Source organism: Pseudonocardia sp. (genome assembly GCF_035305885.1).
Taxonomy (GTDB): domain Bacteria; phylum Actinomycetota; class Actinomycetes; order Mycobacteriales; family Pseudonocardiaceae; genus Pseudonocardia.
In genome coordinates, this window is sequence record NZ_DATGOP010000150.1 from 29,611 (window position 1) to 49,298 (window position 19,688).

Annotated in this window: 23 protein-coding genes; 14 read left to right on the forward strand and 9 right to left on the reverse strand. The window is 73.0% G+C overall.

The genetic code is table 11. From position 1 onward, the window contains the following. Positions 1-4: 4 nt before the first annotated feature. On the reverse strand, positions 5-949 hold the full coding sequence (locus VKZ81_RS33395) for a LysR family transcriptional regulator (protein WP_324245745.1): 945 nt from the start codon (positions 947-949) through the stop codon (positions 5-7). 78 nt (positions 950-1,027) lie between these two features. Here VKZ81_RS33395 and VKZ81_RS33400 point away from each other — a divergent pair, with 78 nt between their 5' ends. The 3 genes from VKZ81_RS33400 to VKZ81_RS33410 are packed head-to-tail and all read left to right on the forward strand — an operon-like array spanning position 1,028 to position 4,426. Continuing rightward, complete coding sequence (locus VKZ81_RS33400) at positions 1,028-1,738, forward strand: succinate dehydrogenase cytochrome b subunit (RefSeq protein ID WP_324245746.1); 711 nt, start codon at positions 1,028-1,030, stop codon at positions 1,736-1,738. Between the two features lies 1 nt (position 1,739). After that, positions 1,740-3,683 carry a fumarate reductase/succinate dehydrogenase flavoprotein subunit gene (locus VKZ81_RS33405; RefSeq protein ID WP_324245747.1) on the forward strand — a complete coding sequence of 648 codons (1,944 nt, stop codon included), beginning with the start codon at positions 1,740-1,742 and terminating at the stop codon, positions 3,681-3,683. Next, positions 3,680-4,426, forward strand: coding sequence for a succinate dehydrogenase/fumarate reductase iron-sulfur subunit (locus VKZ81_RS33410; RefSeq protein ID WP_324245748.1), 747 nt, complete (start codon positions 3,680-3,682; stop codon positions 4,424-4,426). Before VKZ81_RS33405 ends, VKZ81_RS33410 begins: the two co-directional genes overlap by 4 nt. On the opposite strand, the gene VKZ81_RS33415 is transcribed toward VKZ81_RS33410, so the two are convergent. Continuing rightward, positions 4,396-4,623 (reverse strand): hypothetical protein, encoded by a 228-nt coding sequence (locus VKZ81_RS33415; RefSeq protein WP_324245749.1) that lies wholly within the window; start codon positions 4,621-4,623, stop codon positions 4,396-4,398. The two genes, VKZ81_RS33410 and VKZ81_RS33415, sit on opposite strands and share 31 nt — an antisense overlap. A gap of 426 nt (positions 4,624-5,049) precedes the next feature. Next, a complete protein-coding gene (locus VKZ81_RS33420) occupies positions 5,050-5,814 on the reverse strand; it encodes a hypothetical protein (RefSeq protein ID WP_324245750.1) in 765 nt (254 codons plus the stop codon). A gap of 194 nt (positions 5,815-6,008) precedes the next feature. Between VKZ81_RS33420 and sdhC the strand changes: the two genes are divergently transcribed. From sdhC to VKZ81_RS33465, 9 genes are all read left to right on the forward strand, one after another. Further along, positions 6,009-6,809 (forward strand): succinate dehydrogenase subunit SdhC, encoded by an 801-nt coding sequence (gene sdhC, locus VKZ81_RS33425; protein WP_324245751.1) that lies wholly within the window; start codon positions 6,009-6,011, stop codon positions 6,807-6,809. A gap of 13 nt (positions 6,810-6,822) precedes the next feature. Next, positions 6,823-8,736 (forward strand): fumarate reductase/succinate dehydrogenase flavoprotein subunit, encoded by a 1,914-nt coding sequence (locus tag VKZ81_RS33430; protein WP_324245752.1) that lies wholly within the window; start codon positions 6,823-6,825, stop codon positions 8,734-8,736. Then, a complete protein-coding gene (locus tag VKZ81_RS33435; protein ID WP_324245753.1) occupies positions 8,733-9,491 on the forward strand; it encodes a succinate dehydrogenase/fumarate reductase iron-sulfur subunit in 759 nt (252 codons plus the stop codon). Before VKZ81_RS33430 ends, VKZ81_RS33435 begins: the two co-directional genes overlap by 4 nt. Before the next feature lie 209 nt (positions 9,492-9,700). After that, the gene (locus VKZ81_RS33440) at positions 9,701-10,477 is read left to right on the forward strand and encodes a hypothetical protein (RefSeq protein WP_324245754.1); all 777 of its coding nucleotides are present in this window, start codon (positions 9,701-9,703) and stop codon (positions 10,475-10,477) included. 3 nt (positions 10,478-10,480) lie between these two features. Further along, positions 10,481-10,963 carry a hypothetical protein gene (locus VKZ81_RS33445; RefSeq protein WP_324245755.1) on the forward strand — a complete coding sequence of 161 codons (483 nt, stop codon included), beginning with the start codon at positions 10,481-10,483 and terminating at the stop codon, positions 10,961-10,963. Continuing rightward, complete coding sequence (locus VKZ81_RS33450) at positions 10,960-11,517, forward strand: hypothetical protein (protein ID WP_324245756.1); 558 nt, start codon at positions 10,960-10,962, stop codon at positions 11,515-11,517. The genes VKZ81_RS33445 and VKZ81_RS33450 overlap by 4 nt, the downstream gene beginning before the upstream one ends. 2 nt (positions 11,518-11,519) lie before the next feature. After that, positions 11,520-11,663 carry a hypothetical protein gene (locus VKZ81_RS33455; protein WP_324245757.1) on the forward strand — a complete coding sequence of 48 codons (144 nt, stop codon included), beginning with the start codon at positions 11,520-11,522 and terminating at the stop codon, positions 11,661-11,663. 51 nt (positions 11,664-11,714) lie between these two features. Then, positions 11,715-12,230, forward strand: a complete 516-nt coding sequence (locus tag VKZ81_RS33460) for a hypothetical protein (RefSeq protein WP_324245758.1) — start codon at positions 11,715-11,717, stop codon at positions 12,228-12,230. Then, entirely contained in the window at positions 12,227-12,547 is a 321-nt protein-coding gene (locus tag VKZ81_RS33465) for a hypothetical protein (RefSeq protein ID WP_324245759.1), read from the forward strand. Before VKZ81_RS33460 ends, VKZ81_RS33465 begins: the two co-directional genes overlap by 4 nt. Positions 12,548-12,624: 77 nt before the next feature. Here the strand turns inward: VKZ81_RS33465 and VKZ81_RS33470 are convergent, their stop codons facing one another. Together VKZ81_RS33470 and VKZ81_RS33475 are read right to left on the reverse strand one after the other, a co-directional pair. Continuing rightward, entirely contained in the window at positions 12,625-13,134 is a 510-nt protein-coding gene (locus tag VKZ81_RS33470) for a CGNR zinc finger domain-containing protein (RefSeq protein WP_324245760.1), read from the reverse strand. 89 nt (positions 13,135-13,223) lie between these two features. Next, positions 13,224-13,514, reverse strand: a complete 291-nt coding sequence (locus tag VKZ81_RS33475) for a hypothetical protein (RefSeq protein WP_324245761.1) — start codon at positions 13,512-13,514, stop codon at positions 13,224-13,226. 62 nt (positions 13,515-13,576) lie between these two features. Between VKZ81_RS33475 and VKZ81_RS33480 the strand changes: the two genes are divergently transcribed. Then, positions 13,577-15,535, forward strand: coding sequence for a S9 family peptidase (locus VKZ81_RS33480; RefSeq protein ID WP_324245762.1), 1,959 nt, complete (start codon positions 13,577-13,579; stop codon positions 15,533-15,535). A gap of 19 nt (positions 15,536-15,554) precedes the next feature. On the opposite strand, the gene VKZ81_RS33485 is transcribed toward VKZ81_RS33480, so the two are convergent. From VKZ81_RS33485 to VKZ81_RS33500, 4 genes are all read right to left on the reverse strand, one after another. Further along, positions 15,555-16,451: an amino acid ABC transporter permease gene (locus VKZ81_RS33485; RefSeq protein WP_324245763.1), complete on the reverse strand. Its 897-nt coding sequence runs from the start codon at positions 16,449-16,451 to the stop codon at positions 15,555-15,557. Then, the gene (locus VKZ81_RS33490) at positions 16,448-17,098 is read right to left on the reverse strand and encodes an amino acid ABC transporter permease (protein WP_324245764.1); all 651 of its coding nucleotides are present in this window, start codon (positions 17,096-17,098) and stop codon (positions 16,448-16,450) included. The genes VKZ81_RS33485 and VKZ81_RS33490 overlap by 4 nt, the downstream gene beginning before the upstream one ends. A gap of 94 nt (positions 17,099-17,192) precedes the next feature. After that, entirely contained in the window at positions 17,193-18,083 is an 891-nt protein-coding gene (locus VKZ81_RS33495) for a glutamate ABC transporter substrate-binding protein (protein ID WP_324245765.1), read from the reverse strand. A gap of 25 nt (positions 18,084-18,108) precedes the next feature. After that, entirely contained in the window at positions 18,109-18,837 is a 729-nt protein-coding gene (locus tag VKZ81_RS33500; protein WP_324245798.1) for an amino acid ABC transporter ATP-binding protein, read from the reverse strand. 173 nt (positions 18,838-19,010) lie between these two features. Here VKZ81_RS33500 and VKZ81_RS33505 point away from each other — a divergent pair, with 173 nt between their 5' ends. Continuing rightward, positions 19,011-19,688, forward strand: a complete 678-nt coding sequence (locus VKZ81_RS33505; protein WP_324245766.1) for a response regulator transcription factor — start codon at positions 19,011-19,013, stop codon at positions 19,686-19,688.

The window sequence follows — 19,688 nt, forward strand, 5'->3', positions numbered from 1 at the left end:
CGGGTCACGCGGTGGCGGGGCGCAGCACCTGCACGTCGCCGGAGAAGCCGTCGCCCGCCGCCAGCACCGCGAGGAACGACAGCAGCGTCGTGCGGAACGCCTGCATGGCGTGGGTGGGGGTGAGGTCCGCGCGGCGGGCGAGCGCGACCGTGCGGTACAGCGGCGGGGTGAGCACGGTGCGGCGCAGCCGGGGTCGCCCGGCGAACACGAGGTCGGGCACCACCGCCACCCCGGTGCCCGCCTCGACCATCCGCAGCACGGCGTCCATCTCGCCGCCCTCGACGGCGAACCTCGGCTCCACGCCCGCCGCGGCGAAGGCCGCCAGGGTGGTCTCGCGCACGTCGTAGCCGCGGCGCGGCACGACCAGGGGGCGGCGGCCGAGCTCGCGGATGCTCATCGAGCCCCGCGAGGCCGGGGACCGCTCCGAGGTCGGGGATGCCACCGAGAGCCGCTCGCGCAGCACCGGCGTGGTGTGCAGGGCGGGGTCGACGCCCGCGGAGGGCACGATCACCAGCGCGAGGTCGAGCTCGCCGCGCGCGAGCGAGCGCACCAGCGGCTGCGAGCCGTCCTCGGCGAGCTCGAGCCGGATGTCCGGGTGCTGCTCGTGGAACACGCGCAGCACGTCGGCGAGCACGCCGATGCACAGCGACGGGGTGGCGCCCACGCGGACCCGCCCGCTGCGCAGGCCGACGATCTCGGCCACGGCGGTGCGGGCGCTCTCGGCGTCGGCGAGCATGCGCCGGGCGAGCGGCAGCAGCGCCTCCCCGGCGGGGGTGAGCACCGGCCCGTCGCGGGCGCCGCGGTCGATCAGCTCGGCGCCCAGCTCCGCCTCCAGGGCCTTGAGCTGTCGGGACAGCGTGGGCTGCGCCACTCCGACGGACTCGGCCGCTCGCGTGAAGCTGCGCACGTCGGCCACGGCGAGGAAGTACGCGAGCTGCGTGAACGTCACGCTCATAGCGTACGGCTATGGTCTGCGGCCAATCGATGCATTGGACGATGCGTGGGTGCGCTATCGACGCTATGGCGCATGGTGATCGTGGAACAGCGCCCCGCCGTGCGCGCGGGTCGCCCGCCGCGCCGCACGTCGATCCAGCTGAAGTACGTCATGGCGGTCACCGGCGCGGTGATGCTGCTCTACCTCGTGGCCCACATGCTGGGCAACCTGAAGATCTTCTTCGGGGCCGAGGCGATCGACACCTACGCCGCCTGGCTGCGCGAGGTCGGGGAGCCCGCGCTGCCGCGCGAAGGGCTGTTGTGGCTGGTCCGGGTCGTGCTCGCGCTCTCGCTGGTCGGGCACGTCGCGTCGGCGGTGATCCTGACCCGCAGGGCGCACCGGGCCCGCCCCGTGCGCTACGCCCACCGCAGGCCGGTGCACGGCAGCTACGCCGCCCGCACCATGCGCTGGGGCGGCGTGATCATCGCGCTGTTCGCGGTCTACCACCTGCTCGACCTGACGGCCGGCACGCTCAACCCGCACGGCGTGCACGGCGAGGTGCACGCGAACGTGGTCGCCGACTTCGCGCCGGAGCGCTGGTACGTCACCCTCGCCTACACCCTCGCCGTCGTGGCCGTCGGCTTCCACGTGCGGCACGGCGTGTGGAGCGCCCTGCAGACCTTCGGCCGGTCCAACGCCGCCACCGAGCGGGCGCTCAAGGGCGTCGCGCTCGCGGTCGCGGTCGTGCTGGTGGCCGGTTTCCTCTCCGTCCCGTTCGCCGTGCTGACCGGATTGGTGGCGTGACATGAGCTCCTACACCGACTACATCGTCGGCTCGCCGCTGGTGGACACCGCGGCGCCCGACGGGCCCATCGAGACGCGCTGGGAGCGGCGGCGGTTCGGCGTCAAGCTGGTCAACCCGGCCAACAAGCGCAAGATGAAGATCATCGTCGTGGGCACGGGGCTCGCCGGGGCGTCCGCCGGGGCCACGCTCGCGGAGCTGGGCTACCAGGTCAGCTCGTTCTGCTACCAGGACAGCCCGCGGCGCGCGCACTCGATCGCCGCGCAGGGCGGCATCAACGCCGCGAAGAACTACCGCGGCGACGGCGACAGCATCCACCGGCTGTTCTACGACACGGTCAAGGGCGGCGACTTCCGCTCCCGCGAGTCCAACGTCCACCGGCTCGCCGAGATCAGCGTCCAGATCATCGACCAGTGCGTGGCCCAGGGCGTGCCGTTCGCCCGCGAGTACGGCGGCCTGCTCGACACCCGCTCGTTCGGCGGCGCCCAGGTCTCGCGCACCTTCTACGCCCGCGGCCAGACCGGCCAGCAGCTCCTGCTCGGCGCCTACCAGGCGCTCGAGCGCCAGATCGACGCGGGCCGGGTCACGATGTACCCGCGCCACGAGATGCTCGAGCTGATCGTCATCGACGGGCGGGCCCGCGGGATCGTGGCGCGTGACCTGGTGACGGGGGAGACCCGCAGCCACCTCGCCGACGCCGTCGTGCTCGCCTCCGGCGGCTACGGCAACGTCTTCTACCTGTCCACCAACGCCAAGGGCTGCAACGTCACGGCGACCTGGCGGGCGCACCGCAAGGGCGCCTACTTCGCCAACCCGTGCTTCACGCAGATCCACCCGACCTGCATCCCGGTGAGCGGGGACCACCAGTCGAAGCTCACGCTGATGAGCGAGTCGCTGCGCAACGACGGCCGGGTGTGGGTGCCGGTGAAGGCGGGAGACACCCGCGCCCCTGCCGACATCCCCGAGTCCGAGCGGGACTACTTCCTGGAGCGCCAGTACCCGGCGTTCGGCAACCTGGTGCCGCGCGACATCGCCAGCCGCGCCGCGAAGAACGTCTGCGACGCCGGCCGCGGCGTCGGCCCCGGCGGGCTGGGCGTCTACCTCGACTTCGCCGACGCGATCGCGCGGCTGGGCCGCCAGGCGGTGGCCGCCAAGTACGGCAACCTCTTCCAGATGTACCAGCGCATCACCGGGGACGACCCGTACGAGGTCCCGATGCGCATCTACCCGGCCGTGCACTACACGATGGGCGGCCTGTGGGTCGACTACGACCTGCAGAGCACGATCCCGGGCCTGTTCGTGATCGGCGAGGCGAACTTCTCCGACCACGGCGCCAACCGGCTCGGCGCGTCCGCCCTGATGCAGGGCCTCGCCGACGGCTACTTCGTGCTGCCCACCACCATCGGCGACTACCTCGCCCGCGGCGTCCCGTCCGTCTCGGAGGACGCGCCCGAGGTGCGCGAGGCCGAGGCCGCGGTCGCCGCGCGCATCGAGAAGCTGCTGTCGATCGACGGCAACCGCACCGTGGACTCGTTCCACCGCGAGCTCGGCCGGCTCATGTGGGACCACTGCGGCATGGAGCGCACCGAGGAGGGCCTGCGCAAGGCGCTCGACCGCATCCCCGAGCTGCGCCGCGAGTTCTGGACCAACGTCAAGGTCCCCGGCTCGGCCGCCACCCTGAACCAGTCGCTGGAGAAGGCGGGCCGCGTCGCCGACTTCCTCGAGCTCGCCGAGCTCATGTGCCTGGACGCGTTGCACCGCACCGAGTCCTGCGGCGGGCACTTCCGCGCCGAGTCCCAGACCGAGGACGGCGAGGCCGCCCGCAAGGACGACGAGTTCAGCTACGTCGCGGCCTGGGAGTTCACCGGCGAGGGCAGCCCCCCGGTCCTGCACCGCGAGGACCTGCACTTCGAGTACGTCACCCCGAGCCAGCGGAGCTACAAGTGAGACTGAACCTGCGGATCTGGCGCCAGAGCGGGCCCGACGACGAGGGGCGGCTGGTGGCCTACCGCGTCGACGACGCCGACGAGGACATGTCGTTCCTCGAGCTCATCGACGTGCTCAACGAGAAGCTGATCCTCGACGGCGAGGAGCCGGTGGCGTTCGACCACGACTGCCGCGAGGGCATCTGCGGCGCCTGCAGCATGGTGATCAACGGTGAGCCGCACGGCCCGGAGAAGGCCACCACCACCTGCCAGCTGCACCTGCGCCACTTCCGCGACGGCGACACGATCACCGTGGAGCCGTTCCGCGCCGCCGCGTTCCCGGTGATCAAGGATCTCGTGGTGGACCGGAGCGCGTTCGACCGCATCATCGCCTCCGGCGGGTACATCTCCGCGCCGACGGGCGCCGCGCCCGAGGCGCACTCGACCCCCGTGCCGAAGGCCAACGCCGACCGGGCGTTCACCGCGGCCGCCTGCATCGGGTGCGGCGCGTGCGTCGCGGCCTGCCCGAACGGCAGCGCGTCGCTGTTCCTCGGGGCGAAGATCACCCACCTCGGCGAGCTGCCGCAGGGCCAGCCGGAGCGCGCCGACCGCGTGGTCCGCATGGTGGAGACCCACGACGCCGAGGGCTTCGGCGGGTGCACCAACACCGGCGAGTGCGCGGTGGCGTGCCCGAAGGAGATCCCGCTCGACGTCATCTCGCAGCTGAACCGGGACTACCTGGCCGCGACGACCCAGCGGCGCTGACCGCCGCGGGCCCACGGCCCGCGGTAGCGCGCGGCGAACGCGAGCGGGACGAGCACGAGCCGGGCGGCGCCGCCGTCGACGACCGGCGTCGGGAGCGTCCCCGCCGGGCCGTACCGGTCGATCGAGGCCTGCGGCACGACCGGTGGGACGAGCCCGGCGACCACGCCGGCGGCCCGGGTGGCGTCGACGGCGAGCACGACCCGGTACGCCCAGGTAGCAGAGCCCGACGGCGCGCCACGCCGCCACGAACCCGGGGCGCCCGGTACGCCGCCCCGGGCGCGCCCGTCAGCTGCACGGCGTGGGTGACGAGCGCGTCGTCGATGACCACGAACGCCTGCCGTGCCGATCGTGAAGACGGCCGAGCACACCGCCGCCAGGACCTGCAGACGCCTGCTCCGATCCACGCCGCCGGCCCGCACCGGCTCGGTTCGACGCCGACGCGAGCGCCGCGATCGGTCGGCTGCTCACCGCCCACGTGCTGGGCTCGGTCGAGCAGCCGCGCCGCGACCCGGGCGCCGTCCCGGCCGACACCACCGCCCACCCCGCCCTCCGCGAGGTGGCCCCGGCGTTCGCCCGGCTGCGCCGCCGCCGGCCGGCGGCGCACCGACCCGTCGGTGGGTGCCTCATCCCCCCGGGTCGGCCCAGAACAGGCGGAGCTCCTCGAGGTCGGCCTCCTGGTCGGCGCGCGCGTCCCCGGTCGGTCGGGTCAGCGCGAGGTCGCCCGCGCACCCGGTGGCGTCCTGGTCGAAGCGGAGCCGGGGCCTGCCCTCGAGGTCCACGTAGCGCACCCGCACGCCCTCGCCGCGCACCTCGTGGCCGGCCGGGATGCCGGTCCGGGCGGCCGTCCCGCTGCCGTCGTAGCGCCAGCGCAACGACACGACGGTGCCCGGGCGGGCCTGCCGGCCCGCGACGAGGTCCTGGCGGCGCTGTCGCATCTCCTCGGGCGACGTGCGGGTGAACACGGCCGTGCGCTCGGCGCCGAGCTCGCAGGCGACGCGCTCGGTCTCCCCGTCCTCCGGGGTGCGGGACTGGCACGACACCCCGGGTCCGGCGAGGAACGGCTCGGCGAGCGCGCGCAGCGCGGGGTCGGCGAACACGGCGCGGGGGTCGGAGGGAGGCGCGGGCGCCTGGGCGGTCGGGGCGGGTACCGGGGCGGCCTGCTCGGAGTGGGACGGGGGCGCGGCGGGCGGCGTCGCGATGGCGGGTGGGCTACCGGCGGGGCCCTGGCCGCGCTGCAGCGCGTACGCGCCGGCGACGGACGCGACGACCGTGCCCGCGACGAGCAGGGCGGCCAGCACCACGAGCACCGCGGGCGGCCGGGAGCCCGCCGGCGCGAGGGCCCGCCGCACGGCGGCCCCCGCGCCGCGCTCGTCCGCGTCGCGGCCCACGGCGGGCCACTCTAATGTCCGCGGGCCCTCCACGGCCCGTTCCCGCGTGAATCGCGTCACGATGGGAACACACGGTGACAGCCCGATACGCACCGCGCGGCGCTTCGGTCGTAGGCTCCGGCGAGATCCGGACGTCCCGACGCCGCGACGTGCAGCGGACGGCGTCGTACCGCTCGAGAACAAGGAAAACTGACGTGTCATCCACCACAGACGCGTCCGCCGGCCGGGCGCAGATCACGGCACGGACGCTGCGAACGGACCGGTGGTGGTTGCCGCCACTGGCCAACTTCGTCGGTCTCACGGCATGGGTCGTGTACGCGACCGTGCGAGCGTTCGCCCAGGCGGACTACTTCGTCGCCGAGTACAACTACCTCACGCCGTTCTACTCGCCGTGCGTCTCCTTCGGCTGCGACCCGCACGCCTCGCACTTCGGGCAGTTCCTCCCCGACGTCTGGTGGCTGCCCTACGCGGCGATGTCGCTACCGTTCCTGCTGCTGTTCCGCCTGACCTGCTACTACTACCGCAAGGCCTACTACCGGTCGTTCTGGCTCTCGCCGCCCGCCTGCGCCGTGGCCGAGCCGCACAAGCGCTACACCGGTGAGACCCGGTTCCCGCTGATCGGCCAGAACCTGCACCGCTACTTCTTCTACGCCGCCGTCATCATCTCGCTGATCAACACCTACGACGCGCTGTACGCGTTCGTGAAGGCCGACGGCAGCTTCGGGCTCGGCCTGGGCAACGTGATCCTGCTCGGCAACGTCGTGCTGCTGTGGGCGTACACGATCTCGTGCCACTCGTGCCGCAGCATCATCGGCGGCCGGCTCAACCACTTCTCCAAGCACCCCGTGCGCTACCGCATGTGGGTGTTCGTCTCGAAGCTCAACGCCCGGCACGCGCAGCTGGCCTGGACCACGCTCGCGACACTGGCGGTGACGGACTTCTACATCATGGCCGTGGCGGCGGGCTGGATCCCCGACCTGCGGATCATCAACTGAGGGCGGGTTGCAGATGACCGAAGAGATCGAACACCACGAATTCGACGTCGTCGTCATCGGCGCCGGGGGCGCCGGCCTGCGGGCCGCCATCGAAGCGCGGATGCAGGGCAAGCGCACCGCCATCATCACCAAGTCGCTGTTCGGCAAGGCGCACACCGTGATGGCCGAGGGCGGGTGCGCCGCGGCGATGGGGAACGTCAACCCCAACGACAACTGGCAGGTGCACTTCCGCGACACCATGCGCGGGGGCAAGTTCCTCAACAACTGGCGGATGGCCGAGCTGCACGCCAAGGAGGCCCCGGACCGCGTCTGGGAGCTGGAGACCTACGGCGCGCTGTTCGACCGCACCAAGGACGGCAAGATCAGCCAGCGCAACTTCGGCGGGCACACCTACCCGCGGCTGGCCCACGTCGGTGACCGCACCGGGCTGGAGATGATCCGGACGCTGCAGCAGAAGGTCGTGTCGCTGCAGCAGGAGGACTACGCCCAGCACGGCGACTACGAGGCCAACATCAGGGTCTTCCACGAGACCACGATCACCGAGATCTTCAAGGACGACGGCCGGATCGCGGGCTGCTTCGGCTACTACCGGGCCACCGGCAAGTTCGTCCGGTTCGACGCCCCGGCGATCGTGCTGGCCACCGGCGGCGTGGGCAAGAGCTACCAGGTGACCTCGAACTCCTGGGAGTACACCGGCGACGGGCACGCGCTGGCCCTTCGCGCGGGCGCCACGCTGATCAACATGGAGTTCCTGCAGTTCCACCCGACCGGCATGGTCTGGCCGCCGTCGGTGAAGGGGATCCTCGTCACCGAGTCGGTCCGCGGCGACGGTGGCGTGCTGCGCAACTCCGAGGGCGAGCGGTTCATGTTCAACTACGTCCCGGACGTGTTCCGCGAGCAGTACGCCGAGACCGAGGAAGAGGCCGACCGCTGGTACACCGACGCCGACAACAACCGGCGTCCCCCGGAGCTGCTGCCCCGCGACGAGGTGGCCCGCGCGATCAACGCCGAGGTCAAGGCGGGCCGCGGCAGCCCGCACGGCGGGGTGTTCCTCGACATCGCCTCGCGGCTGTCGCCCGAGGAGATCAAGCGGCGGCTCCCGTCGATGTACCACCAGTTCAAGGAGCTGGCCGACGTCGACATCACCAAGGAGCCGATGGAGGTCGGCCCGACCTGCCACTACGTGATGGGTGGCGTCGAGGTCGACCCCGACACCGCGATGTCGAAGGTGCCGGGCCTGTTCGCGGCCGGTGAGGTCGCGGGCGGCATGCACGGTTCGAACCGGCTCGGCGGCAACTCGCTGTCGGACCTGCTGGTGTTCGGGCGGCGGGCCGGGCTCGGCGCGGCCGAGTACGTCGACTCGCTCGGCGGGGTGCGTCCCGCCGTCCGCATCGACGACGTGTCGAAGGCCGTCGACCGCGCGCTGCTGCCGTTCTCCAGCGCCACCGACGGCGGCGAGAACCCGTTCGTCGTGCAGCTGGAGCTGCAGAAGACGATGAACGAGCTCGTCGGCATCATCCGCAAGGCCGACGAGATGGAGCAGGCGCTCAAGGCGCTGCAGCAGATCGCGGCCAAGGCGAAGACGGTCACCGTCGAGGGCGGCCGGGAGTTCAACCCGGGCTGGCACCTCGCGCTGGACCTGCGCAACATGCTGCTGGTCTCGCTGTGCGTGGCCAAGGCCGCGCTGGAGCGCAAGGAGAGCCGTGGCGGGCACACCCGGGACGACTACCCGGTGATGGACGCCGACTGGCGGCACGTGCTGCTCGTGCTGTCGGCGAAGGGCGAGGACGACGTCGAGCTGGTCCGCCAGGAGCAGGTGCCGATGCGGCCCGATCTGCTCGACCTGTTCGAGCTGGACGAGCTGAAGAAGTACTACACGGGTGAGGAGCTCGGCGGACACCGCGCCGGGGCAGGGGAGAAGGCATGAGTTACGAGGCCCACTTCCGCGTCTGGCGGGGTGACGACGAGAAGGGCGAGCTCGTCGACTACCCGGTGGAGGTCAACGAGGGCGAGGTCGTCCTCGACATCATCCACCGGCTCCAGCAGACCCAGGCCCAGGACCTCGCCGTCCGTTGGAACTGCAAGGCCGGCAAGTGCGGCTCGTGCAGCGCCGAGATCAACGGGCGGCCGCGGCTGATGTGCATGACCCGGATGTCGACGTTCGCCGAGGACGAGGTCATCACGGTCACGCCGCTGCGGACGTTCCCGGTGATCCGGGACCTCGTCACCGACGTGTCGTTCAACTACACGAAGGCGCGCGAGATCCCGAGCTTCGCCCCGCCGCCGGACCTCGCGCCCGGCGAGTACCGGATGCAGCAGGTCGATGTCGAGCGGAGCCAGGAGTTCCGCAAGTGCATCGAGTGCTACCTGTGCCAGAACACCTGCCACGTGGTGCGCGACCACGAGGAGAACAAGCAGAACTTCGCCGGGCCGCGCTACCTGATGCGCATCGCCGAGCTCGACATGCACCCCCTCGACGCCGCCGACCGCAAGGTGGCGGCGCAGGAGGAGCACGGCCTCGGCTACTGCAACATCACCAAGTGCTGCACCGAGGTCTGCCCGGAGAACATCAAGATCACCGACAACGCGCTCATCCCGCTCAAGGAGCGCGTGGTCGACCGCAAGTACGACCCGATCACGGTCTGGCTGGGCAAGAAGATCTTCAAGCGGCCGGAGAACTGACCGATCCGGCGCACCGACGGGCCGTCGGCCTCCGCGTGAGGCCGGCGGCCCTCGTCGTTTCACCCCGATGGTCGCTCGTCCGCCACGCAGCGCCGCCGAACATCACCCGGATGCAACACTGCGTGTCCGCATGATCGCGTCACGTCACCGACGTGTGCTCGTTGTGCCGGTGGGCGCCGGTCGGCGCCCGGAAGGGAAGGGCACGACTGATGACGGCGGCGATGGACGGTGCGGCGGCCGGGACGGTGGGGGCGCCGCTGCGGACGACGCGGATCGCGCCTTCGGGAGCTCGGGTCGCCCTCACCGTCCCCGAGGTGTTCGGCCCGCTGCGCTGGTACGCGAGCACCCGGTTCACCGGGCCGCGGACCGCGCGGCAGTTCTTCCTCGCCCCGCGCGGCCAGTACCGGCTGATCCCGCGCCACGTGCTGCCCGGGGCGCGCGAGCGGCGCGTCCCCCTGCGCGGCGCGGACGCCGTGGTCTACGAGGCGGCCGACCGGTCCGACGCAGCGCTGGTGCTCGTCGGCCCCCACCACGAGGCCACCACCTGGTTCGGTGGGCCCGCCCCGACCGAGGACGGCCTCGCCGCGCTGCTCGAGACGTTCCGGTTCACCGACGACGCCGCGGGCGCCACCCTCGTCCCAGCCTCCGACCTGCTGCTGCGGCAGGCCGGGGTGTCGGTGATCGGGCGCGGGGAGCGGGCGACGCTGGTGGCCCGGCCGGCCGTCGAGGCGCTCCCGACGCTGCCGGACTGGGCGGGCCTGCGGTTGCCCGCGGGCGAGCTGTGGCGCGCCGACCGCGTCCTCGACGCCGCGGGGGCGGCGCTGGCCGGCGGCACCATCCACGAGTGGCGCTACCTGCTCGCCGGCCCCAGCGCCGCGATCGACCTGGTCCTGCACGGCCCGGAGTCGGGGCGCCCGCCGCTCGCGCTCACCGAGGACCAGCTGCTCGACGCGCTCGCCGCGCTCGGTGCGGAGTGGGAGGGCTGAGCCGTGACGGTGGAGCTGGCCGTGGCGCTGCTCGCGCTGCTCGTCGCGTTGTTCGCGCTGGTGGCGCTCGTCGCCGTCTACGCGAGGGTCCGGGCGCTCGAGGCCGCGCGCACCACCGGGCTGTCCGGCTACGCCGCCGTCGTCGGGCGACCCGCCCCGCCGGCGGTCCGGCCGCGGCCCGGGCAGCGGGCCGGCCTGGTCGCCGTACTGGACGCCGACTGCGCGCTGTGCCACGCGGTGTGGGACGCGCTCGGCGGCGTCGCCGACGCGGGGGTGCGCGTCGTCGCGCTCGTCGACCGCGCGGAGGCGTTCACCCCGCACGAGGGCGCGGAGCTCCTCACCGACCCGGGCGTGTGGGCCGAGCTGTTCGAGGGCTACACGCCCACCGTGCTGCAGCTCGACGCCGCCGGCACGGTCGTGCAGCGCGTCTTCGTCGACGCCGAGGCCGACCTGCCCGCCCTGTTCCGGATCGGGAGCCCGGCATGAGCGCCCGCAGGCTCGACGACATCCCCCGCACCTCGGCCCCGCCGCCCGGTGCGGCGCCCAGCGCGGTCGTGGCGCGGCTGCGCGCGATCCGGCCCTCCCGGCGCGCGGTGCTGCGGGCGCTGGTGATCGGGGCGGCGGCCGCAGCGCTCGTGCCGCTCGACTGGTACCTCGACCGGCGGACGGCGGCGGCCGTGCCCGGCTCGGCCAACCGGGCCGAGCACACCGGCTGCGCGCCCTCGTCGTACGCGGAGGAGGCCAACAACTGGCCCTTCGACGACGGGCCCGCGGTCTGCTACGGCGGCTGGCGGCGCGGCAGCTACCCGTGCTCGGGCGGCTACCACCGCGAGGGCTTCTACGAGATCGACGGCGAGGAGATGGAGAGCACGCGGCTCGCGACGGAGTGCGAGGGCAAGAACGCGTGGCGGTGGAAGGGGTACCGCTGCTCCGACGCGATCACCGACGTCGTGTTCGCGAGCGGCGACACCTACACCGGCATCACGATCGCCGCCTGCCGGCTGCCGGAGCGCGGCGGACTCCCGGTGCTCGGCGGGTAGCGGTGGCGATCCGGGTGGTGCTGCACCCCGTCCCGGCGGCGGTGGCGTTCGTGCTGGCGGCGTTGGGTGCCGGGGCGCTGGGCGGGCTCGCCCTCCTGCTCGTCGCGGGCGCCGCCGCCGGCTTCGCCAACTCGGGCAGCACTTGAAGCCACAACTCGGCGTTCCTGCTGAGCGCGTCGGTCTGGCGCGACGAGCCCGTGGTCCGGTTCTTCGGCACCGGCCTGCTGCTGGGTGCCCTGCTGGTGGCGTTCGTTGCGGGCGCCGTGGGGGCGCTGCCCCAGGCGCTGCTGCCCGCCCCGGTGCGGCACACGCTGTTCGCGCTGGTCGCCGTGCCGGTGCTGGTGCGGGAGCTCGGGCTCGTGCGGTTCCCGGTCCCCGAGAACGCCCGCCTCGTCCCGCAGGACGTGCAGCACCTGCGCCGGTGGGGCGCGCTGCAGTTCGGGTTCGAGATGGGCACGGGGATGCGCACCTACTCGCCGTCGGCGCTGCCGCACCTCGTGCTGGCCGCGGTGCTGCTGGTCGTGCCGCTCCCGGCCGCGTTCGCACCGGCCGTGGGGTTCGCGCTCGGCAGGCTCGCGATGCCGGTGCTGTCGAACGCCTGGAGCGACGACGGGTCGTGGACGGCCGCGTGGGCCCGCGCCGAGCGCGTCGTCCGGCCGGTGCTGGCCCTCACCTGCGTCGGCTCGCTCGCGGTTGCGATCCTGGTCCCGTGATCCGTGCCGTCGTCGTCGTGGCGGACGTCGCCTGCCCCAGCTGCTCGCAGATCGCGCGCGAGCTGCCCGACCTGCTGCGGGTCCCGGTGACCGTGCGCGCGTGCCGCGACCCCCGGCTCGCCGGGGAGTACCCCACGCTGCCCGCGGGCGTCCGCGCGTGCCGCACGCCCGCCCTCGGCACCGTCCGCGGGGACGGGTCGGTGCGCTGGTGGCCGGGGCTCACCGGGGCGATCGGGGTGCTGCCGGTCGTGCGCCCACGGGCGCTGCCGGAGGCCCTCGCCCTGCTGTGGACGGCCTTGCGCACGCGCCGCTCCTGACCGGGCGGGCGGCCGCGGGTCACCGGCGCGACGCTCCCCGCTGCTCGTGGACGACCCGCCTCGCACCGACCCCATCCTCATCGCGAGGGTGGCTGGGGCAGCCGGTCGGCGTCGACGTTGACCGGCGTGCCCGGTGCAGGTCGATGCCGAGGCACCTCGTCCGCACCGGAGCGTCGATGCGCTCGACCCGCGCGGCGCCTGCCCGCCCCACCACTCCGCCATCGACGGTCCGGACGGCGCCCCGCCCACCGGAGCCAGCGGGCGGTGGACACTGCGGTCGCCACCGCGCGTGGCGTCGACGTCCACGACGGGCCGGGGTACGCCGGGACGGCGGCGGAGATGGCGTCGCGTCGGTCCCCCTGCGCGCGGGCCCGGTGCTCGGCGGCCTTCGCGCGGTTGCCGCAGGCCTCCATCGAGCACCACGGGCGGCGGCCCTGCGAGGTGTCCGCGACGATCATCCGGCAGTCGTCGGCGGCGCAGGCGCGCAGCCGACCCCGCCGATCCCCCGAGGGGTGCCGGCCGCGGCGAGCAGGTGTGGTGCGGACCCCGAGGAGAGGCACGTGATCGGCGACGACGTGCACGACCACGTGCTGCCGGCGCAGGTGGCCGGGAAGACCGGGGGCTGGTGCGCACCGGCGTGGTCCGTCGCACCGGCCACGACCGACCGCCCCGCCCGTCAGCCGAGCGAACGCCGCAGCTCCTCCAGCTTCGCCTTCGCCTTCGCCGCCCGCTCGGCCTCCTGCTCCTCCACGCTCCGCCCGGCAGCGGTGCTCTCGGCCAGCTCCGCCGCCCCCAGGGAGGTGGCGTACCGGCTCTCGATCTTGTCGCGCAGGTGGTCGAAGGTCGGCACGCCGTGCTCGTCGTAGTCGGGTGCACCGGGCGCCGGCGGCGGCACCTGCGGGCGCGGCTCGTCCACGACCTCGGCCTCGATCGGCTCCTGCGCTCGCCCCTGCGACGGCTCGCTCATGGCCACTCCTTCCCCTCGGCGCCCCGCTCGGCACCAACCTACGCCGCGGCTAACGTGATGGCGTGACGATCACCGAGCGTCCCTACGGTTCCTGGTCCACCCCCATCACATCGGAGCTGGTCACCGCGGCCGCGGTGCGCCTGGGCGAGGTGCGGGTCGACGGTGCCGACGTGGTGTGGGCCGAGGGCAGGCCCGCCGAGGGCGGGCGCACGCAGCTGGTGCGCCGCACCCCCGACGGCGCCACCACCGACCTCCTGCCGGACGGGCGCAACGCCCGCACGGCCGTGCACGAGTACGGCGGCGCCGCGTGGTGGGTGCGCGACGGCGTCGTGTGGTTCACCGACTGGGCCGACCAGCGCCTCTACCGGCTCGCGCCGGGGGGCGAGCCCGAGCCGATCACATCCGAGCCGGCGACGCCCCGGGCCGACCGCTACGCCGACGGAGACGTCGCCCCGGACGGCGCCACGATCGTGTGCGTGCGGGAGCGGCACACCGGCCCGTCGGCGGCGGACGTGCGCAACGAGGTGGTCCGGCTGGCGGCCGACCGGCCGTCGGAGCCGGAGGTGCTCGTGACCGGCCCGGACTTCGTGGCCGCGCCCCGGCTGAGCCCCGACGGCACCCGGCTGGCCTGGCTGCAGTGGCAGCACCCGTCGATGCCGTGGGACGACACCGAGCTCGTCGTGCGTGACCTGGCGTCCGGCGAGGAGACGCTGGTCGCGGGCGGGCCGGGGGAGTCGGTCCTGGAGCCGCGGTGGGAGCCCGACGGGTCGCTGCTGTTCCTGTCCGACCGCAGCGACTGGTGGAACCTCTACCGGTGGACGCCCGGCGCCGACATCGAGTCGGTGGTGCGCATCGACGCGGAGATCGGCGAACCGGCGTGGGTGTTCGGCTCGGCCCGCTACGCGCGCCTCGACGACGGGCGGATCGTGTTCGCGCGCTGGCGCCAGGGCCGCGACGGGCTGGCCGTCCGGCAGGCCGACGGCACGATCACCGACCTCGATCTGCCGTTCTCGGCGATCGCGGCCGTGCGCGCCGCGGGTCCGGACGCGGTCGTCGTGGTCGCGGGCAGCCCCACCGCCGAACCCGGCGTGCACCGGGTGGAGGTCTCCACCGCCGCGGTCGAGACGCTGCGGCCGCCGCGGGACCTCGGCCTCGACCCGGCGCAGATCTCCGTGCCCGAGCACATCGCGTTCGACTCGGTGGACGGCTCGGGCGCGCAGCGCAAGGCGTACGCGCAGTTCTACCCGCCGGCCTCGGCGGAGTTCCGCGGCCCGGACGGCGAGCTGCCCCCGCTGCTCGTGGTGATCCACGGCGGCCCGACCTCCGCCGCGGTGCCCGTGCTCAACGTCGGGCTCCAGTACTGGACGAGCCGCGGGTTCGCCGTCGTCGACGTCAACTACGGTGGCTCCACCGGCTACGGCCGTTCCTACCGGCAGCAGCTGGAGGGGCAGTGGGGCGTGATCGACGTCGCCGACTGCCTCGCCGCCGCCCGGCGGCTCGCCGAGCAGGGGCGCGTCGACGGGAACCGGCTGTGCATCCGCGGCGGCTCGGCGGGCGGGTTCACCACGCTGGCCGCGCTCGCCCGCGAGGACACCCCGTTCGCCGCGGGCGCCGACCACTTCGGGGTGGCCGACCTCGAGGCCCTCGCCGCCGAGACCCACAAGTTCGAAAGCCGCTACCTCGACCGGCTGGTCGGGCCGTACCCCGAGGCCCGCGACACCTACGTCGAGCGCTCGCCGATCCACCACGTCGACCGCTTCACCCGGCCGCTCATCGTGCTGCAGGGCGCGGAGGACGAGGTCGTGCCGCCGAACCAGAGCGAGATGATCGTCAACGCCCTGCGCGCCCGCGGCACGCCCGTCGCCTACCTGCTGTTCGAGGGCGAGCAGCACGGCTTCCGGCGCGCGGAGAACATCCGGCGGGCGCTCGACGCCGAGCTGTCGTTCTACGCCCAGGTGCTCGGCTTCGAGCTGCCCGCGGAGGAGGGCATCGAGCCGGTGGTGGTCGAGAACCTCTCCTGATGCCGGGGCCGGCGGCTCGTCAGTCCCCGGCCTGGCCCGTGGTCTCGACGAGCGCGGGCTGGGCCGGGGCGGCCGACATCTTGCGTCCCCGCGAGAGCCGCCGCTCCACGTACTCGGCCAGCTTCCCGAGCGAGTAGTTGATGACGATGAAGATCACGGCGACGACGAAGTACATCTGCAGCGGGTTCTTCGTCGTCTGCACGATGATCTGGGACTCGCGCAGCAGCTCGGGGTAGCTGATGATGAACCCGAGTGCGGTGTCCTTGAGGATGACGACGAGCTGGCTGATCAGGGCCGGGAGCATCGTCCGGAACGCCTGGGGCAGCAGGATCAGGCGCAGGCTCTGCCAGCGGGTGAGGCCGATCGCGGAGGCCGCCTCCGCCTGGCCGCGCGGCAACGAGTTGACCCCGGCGCGGATGATCTCGGCGATGATCACCATGTTGTAGAGCGTCAGGCCGATCACGAGGTAGAACAGCGTGTTCACCTCGCGGCTGGCGCCCGGGAGCTCCACGCCGACCTCGGGCAGCGCCCGCGCGGCGAAGAAGATCATGACGACCACCGGCAGGCCGCGCAGGAGCTCGACCACGCCCACGACCGCCCAGCGGTACCACGGCGCGCTCACCAGTCGGGTGATCGCGATCACGGTGCCGAGGACCAGCGATGCGATGACCGCGAGCGAGGCCGCGGCCAGGGTGTTGCGCAGGCCGAGCCCGATGAGCAGGGACCACACCTGCGGCATCACGTCGTTGGTGGGGTCGAGCAGCGACCCCCACTTCTCGGCCGTGAACTGGCCCTGCGCGGCGAGCCGCTGGATGACGACCACGGCGATCGCGAGCAGCGCGACCGCGGCCACGATCGTGCCGATCAGGGTGCGCCGCCGGGCCGCGGGCCCGGGCACGTCGTAGAGCGCGCTCATCGCGCGATCGCCACCTTCCGCTCGAGGTAGCCGAGCAACAGGCCGGCCGGGATCGTCAGCACGAGGTAGCCGAGCGCGACCCCGGTGAGCACGGGGATCGCGGCCTCGCCCAGCGAACCGGTCAGCTGGACGCCGACGGAGTAGAGGTCCCCGCCCACACCGACCGCGCCGACGATGGCGGAGTTCTTGATCATCGCGATGAACACGTTCCCCAGCGGCGGCACGACCGTGCGGAAGGCCTGGGGGAGCACGACCGTGCCGAGCGTCTGGCCGAACGTCAGCCCGATCGCCCGGGCGGCCTCGGCCTGCCCCGTGGGGACCGAGTTGATGCCGCTGCGCAGCGCTTCGCAGACGAACGCCGACGTGTAGAGCGCGAGCCCGGTGACGCCGAACCAGAAGAACGGGGCGTTGATCGCGATCTCGGGCAGGCCGAACGCGATCATGAACAGGACCACCGACAGCGGGGTGTTGCGCAGCCCGTTCACCCAACCCGCGCCCACGGCGCGCAGCGGCGGGACGGGGGAGACCCGGAACGCGGCCATGATCGTGCCGAGCACGAGCGCCCCGATGCCGGAGTACAGCGAGATCTGCAGGGTGGTCAGTACGCCCCGCCAGTAGAGCCCGAGGTGCTCCACGAGCACGTCCACCGCGGCCCGCTCCTTTCCGGTTCAGCAGCTGGTCACCACGTGTCGGGGTGCCGACCGGGCGGACCGGGCGGCACCCCGACGGGTGTGGCGTCGATCAGGCGCAGGGTTCGAGCTCGGGCAGGCTCGGGGTGGTCACCTCGGCGATCTGGCCGGCGGTCGACTCCCACGCCTCGGCGTAGGCGCCGCTCGACTGGGCCTCCTGCAGCGCCTGGTTGATGAACTCGCAGAACGCGACGTCGCCCTTCTTGATGCCGATGCCGTACGGCTCCTTGGTGAAGGTGTCGCCGGCCAGCTTGAAGGCGCCGTCGGAGTCGGCGACGAAGCCGAGCAGGATGACGTTGTCGGTGGTGACGGCGTCGACCTGGTTGGTCCGCAGCGCGTCGGCGCACTTGGAGTACACGTCGAACAGCGTCAGCTGGCTCTCGTCGACGTAGTTCAGGATCTCCTGCGACGGCGTCGACCCGGCGACCGAGCAGACCCGGGTGCCCGCGGCGCGCAGCGAGTCGGGGCCGGTCACGGTGGTGTCGTCGCTGCGGACCATCAGCGCCTGACCGGCCTCGTAGTACGGCCCGGCGAAGGTGACCCGCTGCTTGCGCTCGTCGTTGATGGTGTAGGTGGCCACCACCATGTCGACGCGACCCTGCTCGATGACCTCCTCGCGTACCTGCGAGGGCGTCTCCACCCACTCGATGTTGTCCTCGGAGATGCCCAGCTTCGACGCGACGTACTTGGCGATCTCGACGTCGAAGCCGGCCGGCTTGCCGTCGAGGCCCTGCAGGCCGAACCCGGGCTGGTCGAACTTGGTGCCGATCGTGATGGAACCCTGCTGGGCCAGCCGGGCCATCGTCGAGCCCTCGGGGAAGTCGGACGCCGCGGCCGGTTCCGCGCCGCCGCCCGAGCTGCTTTCGCCGCCACCACCACAAGCGGCGAGGGTGAGTGCCGCCACCGCGCTGACGGCGATGGCGGAGAGCCGGCGGAATCGCATGAAGACTCCTGGATCGATGTTCGGGTTAGTGGGTGAGGATCTTGCCGAGGAAGTCCTTGGCGCGATCGGTCCGGGGTTTGGTGAAGAACTCGTCCGGGACGGCGTCCTCGACGATCTCGCCGTCCGACATGAACACCACCCGGTTGGCGGCGCGGCGGGCGAAGCCCATCTCGTGGGTGACCACGAGCATGGTCATGCCCTCCCTGGCGAGGGTGGTCATGACGTCGAGCACCTCCTGGACCATCTCCGGGTCCAGCGCGGAGGTGGGCTCGTCGAACAGCATGACCTTGGGCTTCATCGCGAGCGCCCGCGCGATCGCGGCGCGCTGCTGCTGACCGCCGGACAGCTGGGCGGGGTACTTGTCGCGCTGGTTGGCGATGCCGACGCGCTCCAGCAGGGCCAGCCCGTTCCGCTCGGCCTCCGCCTTGGGCATCTTGCGCACCTTGACCGGCCCGAGCGTGACGTTCTCGAGGATCGTCTTGTGCGCGAAGAGGTTGAAGCTCTGGAACACCATGCCGACGTCGGCCCGCAGCGCGGCGAGGGCCTTGCCCTCGGCGGGGAGCGGCTTCCCGTCGATCTCGATGGTGCCGCTGTCGATCGGCTCGAGGCGGTTGATCACGCGGCACAGCGTGGACTTGCCCGACCCGGACGGGCCGAGCACCACGACGACCTGGCCGGCCGCGACCTCCAGGTTGATGTCGCGCAGGACGTGGAGGTCGCCGAAGTGCTTGTCGACGGACACCATCCGGATCATCGGCGTGTCGGTCATGAGGCCGCCTCCGCGGCGGGGGTGAGGTCGGCGGTCATGCAGGTCCTCCGGGCATGGCGGGACGCTAGGGCGATGCGATGCGTCCAGTCCAGCACCTTGAGCAAGCCATAGGGTTGCGCTCCTATAACGCTCTTGAGCGCGAGAAGGGTTGGGGAGTCGTGCACATCCTGCTGGTCGAGGACGACGACCGCGTGGCGGCCGCGCTGCGTCCGGCCCTGCACCGGCACGGGATGACCACGACGAGGCTCGCCACGGGCAGGCCCGCGCCCGACCACCTGGCGGGTGTCGACGTCGTCCTCCTCGACCTCGGCCTCCCCGACGTGGACGGGGTCGACGTGTGCCGGGCCATCCGGGAGCGCAGCGACGTGCCGGTGATCGTCGTGTCGGCCCGCGGGGAGGTCGACGACCGCATCCTCGGCCTGCACTCCGGCGCCGACGACTACCTGGTCAAGCCCTACGACATCGGAGAGCTCGTGGCCCGCGTGCACGCGGTCTACCGGCGGCGCAGGCTCGCCACCCCGACCGGGCCCGAGGACGTCGTCGAGGTCGGTGACGTGCGGGTCGACCTGCACAAGCACGAGGTGACCGTCGCCGGCAGGCCGGTCAACCTGACCCGCAAGGAGTTCCAGGTCCTCGCGCTGCTCGCGACGGCGGGCGGGGCGGTGTGCACCCGCAGCCGCATCGTCGCCGAGGTGTGGGGCCGGTCGTGGGCCGGCGCCAACCGCACGCTCGACGTGCACGTGGCCACGCTGCGCACGAAGCTCGGCAACCCCGAGTACGTGCAGACCGTCCGCGGCGTGGGGTACCGGCTCGGCAACCCCGCGGGCGCGGAGTAG

Coding starts and splice junctions, on each gene's coding strand:
- VKZ81_RS33400 (WP_324245746.1), top strand. CDS start 1,028: ATGGTGATCGTGGAACAGCGCCCCGCCGTGCGCGCGGGTCGCCCGCCG.
- VKZ81_RS33405 (WP_324245747.1), top strand. CDS start 1,740: ATGAGCTCCTACACCGACTACATCGTCGGCTCGCCGCTGGTGGACACC.
- VKZ81_RS33430 (WP_324245752.1), top strand. CDS start 6,823: ATGACCGAAGAGATCGAACACCACGAATTCGACGTCGTCGTCATCGGC.
- VKZ81_RS33435 (WP_324245753.1), top strand. CDS start 8,733: ATGAGTTACGAGGCCCACTTCCGCGTCTGGCGGGGTGACGACGAGAAG.
- VKZ81_RS33440 (WP_324245754.1), top strand. CDS start 9,701: ATGACGGCGGCGATGGACGGTGCGGCGGCCGGGACGGTGGGGGCGCCG.
- VKZ81_RS33450 (WP_324245756.1), top strand. CDS start 10,960: ATGAGCGCCCGCAGGCTCGACGACATCCCCCGCACCTCGGCCCCGCCG.
- VKZ81_RS33475 (WP_324245761.1), bottom strand. CDS start 13,514: ATGAGCGAGCCGTCGCAGGGGCGAGCGCAGGAGCCGATCGAGGCCGAG.
- VKZ81_RS33485 (WP_324245763.1), bottom strand. CDS start 16,451: ATGAGCGCGCTCTACGACGTGCCCGGGCCCGCGGCCCGGCGGCGCACC.
- VKZ81_RS33495 (WP_324245765.1), bottom strand. CDS start 18,083: ATGCGATTCCGCCGGCTCTCCGCCATCGCCGTCAGCGCGGTGGCGGCA.
- VKZ81_RS33500 (WP_324245798.1), bottom strand. CDS start 18,837: ATGATCCGGATGGTGTCCGTCGACAAGCACTTCGGCGACCTCCACGTC.